This window comes from Cloacibacillus porcorum, from assembly GCF_001701045.1.
GTDB classification, from domain to species: domain Bacteria; phylum Synergistota; class Synergistia; order Synergistales; family Synergistaceae; genus Cloacibacillus; species Cloacibacillus porcorum.
The window spans coordinates 565,645-578,774 of the sequence record NZ_CP016757.1; the positions used below are offsets into that span (position 1 = coordinate 565,645).

8 protein-coding genes and 2 tRNA genes are annotated in these 13,130 nt (G+C 56.8%); 8 read left to right on the forward strand and 2 right to left on the reverse strand.

Annotated features, from left to right (window positions below; translation table 11 throughout):
• Positions 1-496 precede the first annotated feature (496 nt).
• The 3 genes from BED41_RS02545 to BED41_RS02555 all read left to right on the forward strand — a co-directional run bounded on the left by BED41_RS02545 (position 497) and on the right by BED41_RS02555 (position 4,665).
• Positions 497-4,294: an autotransporter outer membrane beta-barrel domain-containing protein gene (locus BED41_RS02545; protein ID WP_168160217.1), complete on the forward strand. Its 3,798-nt coding sequence runs from the start codon at positions 497-499 to the stop codon at positions 4,292-4,294.
• 162 nt (positions 4,295-4,456) lie between these two features.
• Positions 4,457-4,542, forward strand: a tRNA-Tyr gene (locus BED41_RS02550).
• Positions 4,543-4,589: 47 nt separating this feature from the next.
• Positions 4,590-4,665: transfer RNA gene (locus tag BED41_RS02555), tRNA-Thr, on the forward strand.
• A 165-nt stretch (positions 4,666-4,830) separates the two neighbouring features.
• On the opposite strand, the gene BED41_RS02560 is transcribed toward BED41_RS02555, so the two are convergent.
• Complete coding sequence (locus BED41_RS02560; protein WP_066742727.1) at positions 4,831-5,121, reverse strand: helix-turn-helix domain-containing protein; 291 nt, start codon at positions 5,119-5,121, stop codon at positions 4,831-4,833.
• Positions 5,122-5,123: 2 nt separating this feature from the next.
• On the reverse strand, positions 5,124-5,492 hold the full coding sequence (locus tag BED41_RS02565; protein WP_066742729.1) for a type II toxin-antitoxin system RelE/ParE family toxin: 369 nt from the start codon (positions 5,490-5,492) through the stop codon (positions 5,124-5,126).
• 248 nt (positions 5,493-5,740) lie between these two features.
• On the opposite strand from BED41_RS02565, the gene BED41_RS02570 reads away from it, so the two are divergent.
• The 5 genes from BED41_RS02570 to BED41_RS02590 all read left to right on the forward strand — a co-directional run bounded on the left by BED41_RS02570 (position 5,741) and on the right by BED41_RS02590 (position 13,075).
• Positions 5,741-7,171 (forward strand): glucose/sorbosone family PQQ-dependent dehydrogenase, encoded by a 1,431-nt coding sequence (locus BED41_RS02570; RefSeq protein ID WP_229712376.1) that lies wholly within the window; start codon positions 5,741-5,743, stop codon positions 7,169-7,171.
• Positions 7,172-7,635: 464 nt separating this feature from the next.
• Positions 7,636-8,574, forward strand: coding sequence for a bile acid:sodium symporter family protein (locus BED41_RS02575; protein ID WP_066742731.1), 939 nt, complete (start codon positions 7,636-7,638; stop codon positions 8,572-8,574).
• Between the two features lie 200 nt (positions 8,575-8,774).
• The gene (locus tag BED41_RS02580) at positions 8,775-9,668 is read left to right on the forward strand and encodes a ParB N-terminal domain-containing protein (RefSeq protein WP_066742744.1); all 894 of its coding nucleotides are present in this window, start codon (positions 8,775-8,777) and stop codon (positions 9,666-9,668) included.
• A 190-nt stretch (positions 9,669-9,858) separates the two neighbouring features.
• On the forward strand, positions 9,859-11,469 hold the full coding sequence (locus tag BED41_RS02585; RefSeq protein WP_229712377.1) for a gamma-glutamyltransferase family protein: 1,611 nt from the start codon (positions 9,859-9,861) through the stop codon (positions 11,467-11,469).
• Between the two features lie 238 nt (positions 11,470-11,707).
• Positions 11,708-13,075, forward strand: a complete 1,368-nt coding sequence (locus BED41_RS02590; RefSeq protein WP_066742747.1) for an FAD-dependent oxidoreductase — start codon at positions 11,708-11,710, stop codon at positions 13,073-13,075.
• The last annotated feature ends 55 nt before the right edge of the window (positions 13,076-13,130 follow it).

A 13,130-nucleotide genomic window follows, 5' to 3' on the forward strand; every position in this document is an offset into this window, starting at 1 on the left:
AATTCAACGGCTATTATATTACAATATTTCTGAAAATTGTGCGTGGCAAATAGGCTACTTATACACTAAATAGCCGGCTGGCGCAAGGGTATTTTGCGATAAGACAGTCTCTCATTTCCTGCGTAAGTACACGAAGATTTGGCTTGTCAGATATGATATATTTAGCGCCAAGTTTAAAAACGTTTTTGATTGAAGAAAAAAGTTCTTGGATATACGGACAGCCGCGGCAAACAACCTCCGCGGGAGAATTTTAGAAGTTATATCATCTGATATCCGCAGCAGCCCGGTTATATAGCTGGCGACAGCGTCCAGCGAACCTGCATGTAATTTGACGGAGGTACAGCGTTCCCCCGGCCGCTCTCTGCTCTTTTTGCCTCAAACTCCCCGTTGGGCTGTTTCAAATATGACAAAGTTTTCCACTGGTGCCGCTCCTGCCGGGAGGGGAGGGCGCGGTTTTGCCCTGCGCTCTTTTATAAAAATTTATGAATACGGTCTTATGAAGGTTACAGAAAGGAGAAGGATAACAGATGAAGACAAAAAATTAGGCGCGGCGGCGATTGTCGGCACCTTCCTCGCCATCGCGGCGCATAGCCCTTCAATCGCGGCTGTCGAAACGGTCGATCACATCGAAGTCACCGCCGACAATAAAAGCCCAGGCTCTCTGGCCCAGGGCAGGGTGGCAAGTGACGATATGCTGACAGTGAAAAACGACGTCAGCGTAAGCGGCGTCAATTCCAGAGGCGTACGTACGGTCGGAGATAACGCGACGGTCGTGATAGAGGGCGATGTAAACGTCTCCGGAGCGCGTTCATACGGAGTTGTGACGCAGAGCACCAACGCGGACATCACCGTTGGCGGGAAGGTCAGCCTATCGGGCGAAATGGCCTATGGCCTCCACGCCTCAAACGGTTCAAACGTTAAAATCGGAGACGGCGTTACCGTCTCTTCCAACAGCGTTTTAGACGGCAGTACGGTGAGAATCCCCTACGGCGTCTCCCTGAACGGCGGCAGTGCCGGCAAAATATCGGGAGACATCTTAATTACCGGCGACGGGGCGCGCGGCGTCTACGTGACGTCGAGCACGCTTGAGCTGGAGGGCGGCGTATCCGTATCAGGCAACTACCGGGACGGCCTTGACTCCTCCTTCGGCGTTGTGCTGAGAAACGGTTCGTCCGCCGATATCACCGGGGACATCGACGCCTCCGGCGAAAGGGCCAGAGGCGTACAGCTGAACGCTCAGACCACCGCGGAATCGGCTAACAGTCTCAACTTTTCCGGCAACATCAGCGCCTCGGGTAAAGACGCCATCGGGCTGAACGCCGGCGCCGGCTCCTCCGTCAGGATAAACTCCGGCTACATCATCGCTTCCGGCGACGGGGCGATCGGAGCGAACGGACTGCCCGATGCCAACAATATACAGCCCGGCCCTGATATCAAAGCCAACGTCGACGTGGTTGAGGCTTCGGGCATCGCCGCTCAGGGAATCGCCGTCAGAGGCGGATATCTGGAATACAGCGGTACTCAGGGGAGGGGCAGCGTGCTCGCCTCGGGAGAAAATTCCTACGGGATATCACTGCGTAACGGCAGCAGCGCGGATATCGAGGCGGATATCGTCGCCTCCAACAACGGGGCTAAGGGCCTCTTCGTGACCGTTGGCAGCGACGTGAGGCTGAATGGTTCCGTAGAGGCGAACGCGGGCGGTGCGACCGGCGTCACAATGAGTGACAGTACGGGGGATATCCTGGGGAACCTGTATGTCTCCGGAGCCGCCGCGGCTGCCGCGGGCGGCGGAGAGCTCCTCGCCTACGGCCTTTCGGCATCCAAAAGCGACGTTGTGATGAGCGGCGACATCTCGGTCTCCGGAAACGGCGCCAGAGGGGTCTCAATGGGAGAGGGAAAACTTGACCTTACGGGCAGCGTCTACGTCACAGGCGGTCGTTCCGACGGCGACCAGTCGGCCTACGGTATGACGATACGCAATGGAAGCCTCGTCGATATGAAGGGAGACCTGGTTGTCTCCGGCGACCATGGAATCGGAATCAACATGATCGCGCAAAGCGGCAGCGAGGCCGGCAGCGGCGTTAAATTAAGCGGCACGGCGGCGGCTCTCGGCGAAAACTCCCGCGGCTTCAACGCGGGAATCGGCAATGACATTGAAATGACGGAGGGCGGCCTGCTTGCCGCCGGAAAGGGTTCCTACGGCGCCTATATCACAGGCAGCAGCCTGAAACTTGACGGAGCCGTCTCCGCGAGCGGAGAGGGCGCCTACGGCGCGGCGCTCTTTGCCGGAAGCAGCGCCGATATAAGCGGCTCGGTGAGCGCCTCCGGCGCGGGTTCGCGCGGACTGCAGCTGAAGGCTAGCTCCGCCGGGCTCTCAGGCGATATCACGGCCTCCGACAGGGACGCCGCGGGCGTATATATACTCGATAACGGCGAACTTCGCCATACGGGACAGATAGCCGCGAAAGACGGCGGTACGGGTATCCTCCTCGAATCCGGTACCTTTACCACGGACGGCCGGATATTCGCGCAGGATAACGGAACCGGTACGAGCATCCTCGGAGGTACGGGGATCCTTAAAAATATTCACGTGGAGGGGGCGAACGCGGTTGGCGCCTCAGTCCGGGGAAGCGGCGTCATGAACGCGGCCGATGGCCGTATCACCGTCTCGGGGACCGATGCCGTGGGAATAGAACTCAACAACGGCGGTACCGCCAACCTGAGCGGCATGTATCTATCGGTATCCGGCAATAACCTCCTTGCCAGGAGCGATTCATCCGGCTCCCTGAACGTTTCGGGCGGCAGCTCCCTGCGTGGCGACATCCTGCATGAGGGAACAGATGCCGGTACCCTTGACGTTCAGCTCTCCGGAGGCTCTTACTTGATCGGGACGGTCAATGCGCTTGGCGGCGGGGCCGTCGACGTCACCCTGAAAGGCGGCTCGGACCTGTGGGAGGTAACGGGCGATTCGCACATCAAGGGCAGACTGGAAAACCACGGAGTGATCGACCTGATAGGCGCGGACGCGGCCACGAGCTCCCACAAGATGCTTACCTTCGGCTCATATGAGGCCTCTGAGGGTGCGGTGATCCGGAAAAAGGCCGACCTTACCAATCAGGCGGGCGACTATACGCGTATCGAAGGCGAGGCGAAAGGGGTGACGAGCCTCTACGTCGCCAACACCTCGCAGGGGTCCACCTATAACGACAGAAGCCATATCCTCGTCACCGCCGCGGACTACGAGGCGCAGGGCAGCGACGCCGACTTTACCCTCGCCAACCCCGATCACTACGTAGACGTGGGCGGCAGGAAATACACGCTGGCAGACGAATACAGCGGAAGCGACAGAAACTGGTTCCTGCAGTCGGACGGGCTGGCCCCCTCCGGCAAGGCCTTAGCGGGCGTCTCCGTGATAATGCCTGAAATATGGTATCTGGAGGTCGATACCCTCTACAAACGTATTGAGAGCTACGGCACTCCGGGCTACGAAGGCGGATTCTGGTTCAACGGCGCGGCAAAAAAGATCGAACATAACGCGCAGGGAAGCTTTGGCGATCAGGAGCAAAAACTCTACACTATGTCCGTCGGCTGGGACACGAAAGACGAAACCTCTGACGGAGCCCTCTTCCGCGGCTTCATGACCGGCTACGGCTACGATCAGCGGTCGTTCAGCAGCGGCAGGGGAGAGTCCGACATGCACTCTTTCCAGGCCAGCTTCTACGGCATAAAGCGCCGCACCGACGGCCTCTACTACGGAGGTCTCGTCAAATACAACCGTTACAACAGCTCGGCGAGCGCCGCCATCAACGGCACAAGCGAGAAGATCAAGAGTGACTTCGAGCAAAACGGCCTCGGAGCGTCGCTGATCGCCGGCAAAAGATTCAGCATGCGGAACGGATGGTACTGGGAGCCGACGGCGCAGCTCTCCTACCTTCGCGTATTCGGCAAAGACATCGTCACGACCTCAGGGCTGAGGGCGAGCATCGACGACGGGGACAGCCTTCGCGGAAAGCTGGGAGTTGTGCTTGGACGCAAATGGGTGATGCGCAATGGCCGCTCTCTGGATATCTTCTTCGACGCCTCCGTCGTGCATGAATTTGACGGAGAGACGAAGATCACGATGGAGAACGAGGACTTTACCTCCGATTACGGCGGAACATGGGGCGTATTCGGCATCGGTACGGCCTGGCAGCTGTCGAAAAACAGCTGGCTCAACGCCCGCTTCTACTACGCGGACGGAGACAGCCGGCGCGAACCGTGGGGCGTGCAGCTCGGCATGAGCATCGCCATGTAACCGGCGGCGGGAAGTCCGGAAATATGTAAAGGGGAGGCGGCCGACTTTGGGGCCGCCTCCGTCCTATATTTCCACCGCCAAGCCGTCTCATAAGTCTTGACAAACGTCTGATATCATGTAAAATATCTCTCTGTAATGCCGCTATATGCGGCGTAGCTGAGTGGTAGGATGGCCGAGTGGTCAAAGGCAACAGACTGTAAATCTGTCGGCGTGAGCCTACGCTAGTTCGAACCTAGCTCCTACCACCATTTTTATGTAAAAATGCCCTTACCGCATTAGAGTATGACCGTTGTAAGCCGACTTAGCTCAGTAGGTAGAGCACATCCATGGTAAGGATGGGGTCTCCGGTTCGAGTCCGGAAGTCGGCTCCACTGATACCAACGATTCCCGAGATCTTAGATTTCGGGAATTTTTTATGCTGTATGTAAAGTGTATGAACGACCGTCAATCTTAATCATAGAAAAATTAGAGGCAAAAAATGTCATAAAATTAACCCCGACATGTTTCTTGTCGGGGCTGTGCGTAGACCGTTGATTTCAATTCTTTGTTATCGGAACGATTGCCAACGTCTTTCCCAAAGGCGCCAATATCTTGATAAGTGTTGTCAATGATGGAACTGTAGCACCGCTTTCTATCCGCGCAATCGTAGATTGGGCAATCCCGGTCATTTCCTTCAAATCCCTTTGACTGACATTTTTCTCCTGTCGTGCCCTTATCAGCTCACACATAAGCTGTGCCTGAATATTATTTTCTTGTATCTCTTCCGATGTATACAGTTCGCGCTCAAATTCTTCGTCCCACACCCTGAACCCGTTTTTATAGACCATGGCTATTCCTCCCTGTTGCTGTTATATCTTGTCCTGAAATCCTCTAACTCTCTTTTTGCCTGCGCAATTTCTTCTGGCGGCGTTTTCTGTGACTGCTTCATGAATGAATGAAGCAAAATGAACGTCCCATCTACGAAACCGGCAAATAAAATGCGATCGCGGATTGGTCGTAACTCCCAGATTTCACCCTCCAGATGTCGCATGTACGGCATGCCGGCCATCGTTCCAACCTCTGATAAAACCTTGATATACTGTGAAATCTTGTTATGCTTGACACGGTTGTCTTTTGTCTTGCTCTTTCCCAGCTCCTGCATATAGTCAGCTACAGGCTCCCTGCCGTTTTTGTCGCTGTAAAAGATTATTTCATACAAAACGCCGCACCTCTCTTTATATTTATGATAGCATAAATGCTATCATATGTCAAAAATTACTGTTTGCTCTCTCATATAAAAGGTATGGGCAAAACTACGGGCTTTTCTCTCCTGGTTTTTATCACTATTTAATCGTTATTTTTACTAACGCGGAAATTTTAATGCTTATTATACTGATTTATATATAAAAGCTGCAAAATAATATATAAAACGGCAGTGATGCCGTAATCAGAAGGAGCGTTATTGTTGTGAAGATATCTCCAATCAAAGTTTTGTTGCTGTCGGTCATGGTTTCACTCTTCGCCTTCGGCGGGCAGGCCTTCGCTGCGGCGGGAGACGTGGTCCGCACCGCTGAACCGTTCACCGGCAAGGTTCTGGTCGAAGGGCTGGACGGCCCCTGGGAGATGCTGTGGGGGCCAGATAATATGTTGTGGGTGACGGAGCGGCTTGGAAAGAGGATCGTACGCGTCGATCCCGCAAACGGGACGGTGCGCGAGGCGGCCCGTATCGACAGGGCAAACGCCGCCGGCGGCCATGAGGGTATCCTCGGTCTGGCGCTGGCGCCTGATTTTCTCAAAAAAGGCGGCAAAAATTATGTCTATGTGGTCTATACGTATAAATCGTCGCCCAGCCAAAGCAAGTCGGATTTTAAGAGGATAGCCCGCTTTCGCTTTGACGCCAAAAGCGAAAAACTCGTCGATGAAAAGGTGATCCTCGACAAGATCCCCGCCGGAGACGATCATAACGCGGGACGTATCGTCTTTGGCCCGGACGGCAAACTTTATCTCTCTCTCGGCGAGCTCGGCCATAACCAGGGCGCCAATATGCTGCTGCCCAACGAGGCGCAGCGCCTTCCCTCAGCCGCGGAGGTGCGCAAATCCGACTGGAGCTCATATGTCGGAAAGGTGCTGAGGATCGAGCCGGACGGCTCCATCCCGCGCGACAACCCGGTGCTGGACGGCGTGAGAAGCCATATCTTTACCTATGGACACCGCAATTCGCAGGGACTGGTGTTTGTGGGGGAGAACCTCTTCTCCTGTGAGCACGGTCCCTCGACCGACGACGAGATCAACCTGCTGGTGAGCGGCGGCAATTATGGCTGGCCGATAGTGGCGGGCTTCCGCGACAACCAGGCTTACACCTACGCCGACTGGTCGAAGGCCGACAAGAGCGCGGTAGATAAGTACGACCCCAACCAGCCCAACATCATCCCCGAGGGCGTGCCTGTGATAAGGGAGCTGGACTGGAACGCGCCGAACTTCAAAGAGCCGCTGAAGACCTTCTACACGGTGCCCAACAGCTATAACTTCAAGGATTCCCGCTTTGAAAAACTGCCGTACCTCTTCTGGCCGACCGTGGCCCCGTCGAGCATCACCTATTACCCGGCGGACGGCGCGATCGAGGCGTGGAGAAATTCCCTTATCATCACGACGCTGAAAACCGGCGAATTGTACCGGATGAAGCTGAACGCGGACGGAAAGACGCTGCAGGGCGACGCGATACCGTACTTCCACACCGCAAACCGCTATCGTGCGGCGGTCGTCTCCCCTGATACGAAGAGCATCTTCGTCATAACCGACAAGGGCGGCAATGTGCTGGACAGGAATTATATGCCGACCAGTCAGGTGGATAACTCGGGTGCGATAATCGTGTTTACATATGCAGGAGAGGGAAAATAATATATTCCTTGACTGAACGGTAAGATATTTTTAAGCGGCGGGGGCTGTCCCGCATGAGAATGACAGATGCATGGCTTTCACACCGGCGGATGGGCCGAATGAAAGTCGTGCATCTGTCTTTTTTGTCATTGTAATTTTTGCGCGGAGGGTTCTGCGAAAGTAAATAAAACAGAGGGGAGCTTCGCTGAGGGGCGGAGATTTTCCCGTCTGCCGCCGCTTCCGGCAGAGGCGGCCTGTTTGTGAGCTGTTTTTAGGAAAATATTATATTGTGGATAAAATACTTACGAGAAGATGCCGGTGCGGAAAAACGCCCGTATTTTATAACGTAATTATTAGCATTACACATGTTTTATAATTTGAGGTTAGTTTGACATTCCCGTACGGCGCTCACTATAATGCTTGCGCGCCGTTATTTTATAATGGTTTTATACAATAATATTTATGCAAAGAGGAGCGTTTCAATTATGAAGTTTCTGGAGAAACTCAGTGATTTTGTGGGGAAGTATATGGCCTTTATCGTCGTCGTAGTCGCGGCGGCGGCGCTTTTTGTACCGACGGCCCTGATATGGATAAAGACGTCGTGGATCACGACCCTGCTGATGATAGTAATGTTCGGGATGGGGCTGACGCTTAATCCCGTCGACTTCGCCGTAGTCTTTAGGCGTCCGAAGGACGTCATTCTCGGGTGCCTCGCGCAGTTTACGATCATGCCGCTTCTGGCCTTCGCGCTTGGTAAGGCCTTTGCCCTGGACGACGCGCTGCTGGTCGGCGTTATTCTTGTCGGGACCTGCCCGGGCGGGACCTCGTCGAACGTCATCACCTATCTCAGCAAGGGCGACGTCGCCCTCTCCGTAGGTATGACCAGCGTCTCGACGCTGCTCGCCCCACTGCTTACGCCGGCGCTGACCTACCTTCTGCTGAGGCAGACCGTCTCCGTCGATATGGCGGCGATGTTCATGTCGATCGTTAAGGTGGTGATCCTGCCGATCGCCGCGGGCTTCGTCATCAATAAGTTTTTCAGCAGCACCACCCAGAAGGCGGTCAAGGTACTGCCGCTCGTATCGGTGACGGCCATCGTCATGATCGTCGCCGCGGTGGTCTCCGCCAACTCCGCGAAGATCATGACCACCGGCGTTCTCGTATTCTCGGTCGTCATCCTGCATAACATTCTCGGCTATGGACTCGGTTACGTGATCGCCGCGTTTTTAAAGGTCCCCCTTGCGAAGAAGAAGGCGATCTCGATAGAGGTCGGGATGCAGAATTCAGGGCTCGCCACCAGCCTCGCGGCGACCTCCTTCCCCTCCCTCGCGCTGGCCACGGTCCCGGGCGCGGTATTCAGCGTCTGGCACAACATATCGGGAGCCATTCTCGCGAATATATATTCGCAGATGAAGGAGAAATAGCCTCTTACAAATTACCTTTTGCCGACTGCCGGTCCCGTCCCTCTCAAAAGGGCGGGCCTTTTTTATATGCGCCACTTATCATGGGGTTGGGGAGCGATTTTTTTTCGCTTGGCGGTATCCCCGCGTGCTAAAATATTATCGGCAAGCACCGCAAAAGTATCCAAACTGCCATAATGCCAAAAGATTGGGATGATGAGCGGGTGAAGATAAACGAGATCGTCAAAAGATACTATCCGCGCGAGCTTTTGTCCTCAGAGGGCGCTTCCGTCCTCGACGGGGAGAGTGTGAGGGCGCTGCTCCGCCGATTTGTTGATGAGGCGAACGGCGACCTTGACCGTCTGGGCGACGAACGCCGCCTCTACCTTCTTGAGGATATCCAGATCGACGAGCCGCGTTTCCAGTCGCGAAACGACATCAGCGGCGAGGCGGTGGAGACCTACGCGCAGAGCTACGAGAACGGCGCGGATATGCCGCCCGTTGATATCGCCCTGCTTGATGACGGCCGCCTCTATCTGATAGACGGCTTCCACCGCTGCCGGGCGAGGATGAGGATGGGCGCCGCGTGGGGTTTCATCGACGCCGTGCTGCACAAAAATCTCTCCGAGGCCGACGCGCGCTTTTTTTCCATAAAAGAGAACATGAAAAACGGTCTGCCGCTGCGCAGCAGGCGCGACAGAGAGAAGGCCTTCGCGATCTATGTCGAAACTGGACGCTGCCGCTATCCCAACGGGATGCTCAAAAGCTACCGCGAGATCGCGGAGGAGCTGACCTTCCTCGGCAAAGATACAGCGAGACGTTATATGAGCAGCCTTTTCCCCGAGATCGCGAGACAGCTCTCAAACCGTTACGGCGAGCCGGAGGCTGGGCCGCTGGAAGACAGCTCCTCCAAGACGGAGTTGCCGGAAAAAAGCACCGCGCCAGCGCTGCTGAAGAGCCTGAAGAGGACCGGAGAGCGGGCGGCGGCGATCGCCACCGACGAGAGCGCCCTCCTGTATGAGCGGCAGCTGCTGGCGCTGCTGAACGCCTCGCGCGCCAGGTGGCGGCGCGGCGTGATCGAAACGGCGGATTACGAGGGAATCTCGGGGGAGGATTAGGCGGCTCGGTTTTCAGGGGCCCTTAGAACAGGCAGAAAGTGGGTTCCGCGGTGTATGGGAGGCTGTTTCATTTATCCGCCTCTCCCGTTGTTATACTATTTTAAATTTCGCACCGCTGGTCACAATTACGCCGATGTTGTATAAATATATATGGGTAAATTAAATATCTTTTTGAAATGTGGTGTTATTTATGAAAATGGACGCTCTGAAATATAAATATCCCTCGCGCCGTACGCTTGTATACGGTTCGCGCGGCATGACCGCCACCACGCAGCCGCTGGCCGCGCAGGCAGGGCTTGAAATGCTCAGAAGGGGCGGAAACGCGGTGGACGCCGCGGTGGCGACCGCCGCCTGCCTTACGGTGGTGGAGCCGACCAGCAACGGGATCGGCGGAGACGCCTTCGCGCTCGTATGGACCGGGGGCAAGCTGCACGGCCTCAATTCCAGCGGACATGCGCCGTCGCTGGCCGATGCCGACGAACTCCTTAACGGCGGCTGGGAAAAGATGCCGCTCTACGGGTGGAAGGCCGTCACCGTTCCCGGCGCTCCCGCCGCCTGGGCGGCGCTTAACGCGAAGTTTGGCCGCCTGCCGCTCGATGTGCTGCTTGAACCGGCGATCCACTACGCGCGCGGCGGCTTTCCCGTCTCGCCGACGGTGAGCCTGCTCTGGAAAAAGGCCTTCGCCGGTTTTGCCAAGAATCTCCACGGCGGCGAGTTCGCACACATCTTCGAGTGCTTCACGGCGGAGGGCAAAGCGCCCGCCGCGGGGCAGATCTGGCGCTGCGAGGCGCAGGCGCGCACGCTGGAAAAAATCGCGGAGACGAGCGCCGCCGCCTTCTATACGGGGGAACTCGCGGAGGCGATAGACCGCTTCTCGAAGGAGCATGACGGCTGGCTGCGCGCCGAAGATCTCGCCGCGTTCGCTCCCGAGTGGGTCGAGCCGATAGGCGTGAATTACCGTGGCTACGACGTCTGGGAGATACCGCCGAACGGACAGGGCATTGTTGCGCTGATGGCGCTGAACATCCTGAAAAAATTCGAGCTGTCGGAGCGCGAATGCGCGCGCAGCTACCACCTGCAGATAGAGGCGATAAAACTGGCGTTTGCCGAGGCTCTCGCCGAGGTGGGCGACCCGCGCCATATGCGCCGTTCGGTGGCTGAGCTGCTTTCGGAGGAGTTCGCAGAACGCCGCGCTGCCCTCATCGACCCAGCCGTGGCCGGGCTTCCAACCTCCGAGCGCCAGACCTCCGGCGGCACGGTCTATCTGGCGGCGGCGGACGGCGAAGGGAACATGGTCTCGATGATACAGAGCAACTACCGCGGCTTTGGCTCCGGCCTCTGCGTGCCGGGAACGGGGATCACCCTGCATAACCGGGGGAATAATTTCTCGCTTGACCCAGCCTCGCCGAACTTCCTCGCGCCGGGCAAGAGGCCCTACCACACGATAATACCGGGCTTTATCACCAAGGACAACGAGGCTGTCGGCCCCTTTGGGGTGATGGGGGCTTTCATGCAGCCGCAGGGACACCTTCAGATGATCGCCAACATGGTGGACTTTGCCCTCAACCCGCAGGAGGCGCTCGACGCGCCGCGCTGGCAGTGGACGGAGGGAAAACGGGTCGGCCTCGAGCAGGGCGTGGAGAACCATATCATCAAAGAGCTCGCCGCGATGGGACATGAGGTCTATGTGGACTACGACCACAGCTCCTACGGGCGCGGACAGATGATACTGCGCGGCGAAGAGGGCGCTCTCATGGGGGCGACGGAGCCGCGGGCCGACGGTTACGTCGCCGTATATTAAAGGACGGATGTCAAGGGAGCTTTCGCAGCGAAATATCCGCCCATACCATTTATAACAACAATATCCGCAGGGCAGCCGTTACCTTTACCGACGGCTGCTTTTATTATATATTTGCGGCGGCGGCGCGGCGGAATAATTTCAGAAAAAGCCTTTATATGCTTGACATTTTTTAGGATAGCTGTATGCTCTTATTAATGTAATTAAAAAAGATACATTTAATTTCCGGAGGTGCGGGAAGATGGAGAGATTCGACGTCATAGTAATCGGTTTTGGTAAGGGCAGCAAGGTTCTCACCAGCGCTCTGGCGGCTCAGGGCCGGCGCGTCGCGTTGGTGGAGAAGTCGGACAAGATGTACGGCGGGACCTGTCCCAATGTGGGCTGCGTACCGACGAAGTTCCTCGTCAACAGGGCCGAGATGGCGCGGATAAAGGGCTTCGCCAGCTTTGAGGAAAAGGCGGCCTTTTACGCGCAGTCCATCCGCGATAAAAAAGAGCTGCGGGAGAAGATCCTCAGCAAGATGTTCAATACGTTCGGCGGCAATCCGAATATCACGCTCTACACCGGCACGGCGAAGTTCGTCTCGCCGAAGGAGATAGAGATCAGCGGCAAAGACTTCACCGCCGCGATCACCGCGGATAAGATCGTCATAGATACCGGCTCCGTGCCGTTCATCCCGCCCATCGAGGGGCTTAAAGAGTGCCGATGCGCCTATGTCAGCGAGGGCATGCTCGACCTGGAACGGCTGCCGAAGCGGCTGGTGGTGATCGGCGGGGGAAATATCGGCCTTGAATTTGCCTCGTTCTACCGCCAGTTCGGTTCGGAGGTAACCGTGCTCCAGGACCTGCCGGAGTTTTTCCCGAACGAGGACGCCGATGTAGCGGCAGCGGTCAGGGAGACGCTGGCCGGGCAGGGAATAGAGCTCGTTGCCGGGGCTAAGGTGCTCTCGGTGAAGAACGAAGGCGAGGGCGCGGTCGTCAGGTATGCCGCCGGCGGAGAGGAAAAAGAGGCTAAATGCGACGCGGTGCTCGTGTCGACGGGGCGCGTCCCCAATACGCGCGAGCTGAACCTTGGAGCGGCGGGCGTGGAGACGACTTCGCGCGGCACGATTGCCGTCGACGAAAGGATGCGCACGACGGCGTCCGGGATATGGGCTATCGGGGACGTCGCGGGCAGTCCGCAGTTCACCTATATCTCACAGGACGACGCGCGTATCGTAATGGATGATTTCAAGGGCGGCGGCAGAACGAGCGCGGGCCGCAACGTTCCCTACAGCGTATTCCTCGCACCGCCGCTCTCCCGCGTCGGCCTCACGGAAAAGGCGGCGCTGGCAGAGGGATATAAGATAAAGACCGCCGTGATCCCCGTGACGGGGCTGCCGCGGTCACACGTCCTCGGCAAGTATACGGGGATGCTGAAGGCCGTCGTCGACGCCGATAGCGGACTGATCCTCGGAGCCGCCCTCTACTGCGAGGAATCACACGAGATGATAAATATCGTCACACTGGCGATGAACGAAAAGCTTTCCTACACGGTGCTGCGCGACATGATCTTCACGCACCCCGTGATGAGCGAAGCGCTTAACGATCTGTTCGCCGCGATAAAATAAGTCACCGGAAATCGGCGTTTATACGCGCCGTCTGCGTCATAACTTTGGGCCCTGG